This window comes from Enterococcus sp. S53 (genome assembly GCF_016516865.1).
Lineage (GTDB): Bacteria > Bacillota > Bacilli > Lactobacillales > Enterococcaceae > Enterococcus_D > Enterococcus_D innesii.
The window spans coordinates 1-400 of sequence record NZ_JACVUH010000074.1; the positions used below are offsets into that span (position 1 = coordinate 1).

Below are 400 nucleotides of genomic sequence, written 5' to 3' on the forward strand. Positions count from 1 at the left end.
TTCTGCTAATTGATTCCCTTCGGAATCTTTAAATTTCACAGTCACTGGTGCGGCGTCTGATCGCTCATACACATACACCACTTCTTGTGCTTCTTCGCTGAATATCCCTGAAGCATTACTTGGTGTTTCCACTACGTACCAACCTGGAATCTCTTTGGCTTCACTTGTATACGGCAAGCCAACTTTCCCGCTTAGGATCACGGGATCGGCTAGTTGATTCCCTTCGGAATCTTTGTGCTTCACCGTGACCGGTGCGGCATCCGAGCGATTATAAATGTACACCACTTCTTGTGGATTTTCACTAAAGATTCCTGACGCATTGTCTGGTGTTTCAGCCACGTACCAACCTGGGATCTCTTTAGGCTCACTGTCATATGGTAAGCCAACTTTTCCGCTTAAG

General features: G+C 46.5%; 1 protein-coding gene. It reads right to left on the reverse strand.

The window, feature by feature from the left end:
- On the reverse strand, positions 1–400 hold a 400-nt coding region (locus tag IAE45_RS18730; protein WP_200143174.1), incomplete at both ends, for a MucBP domain-containing protein.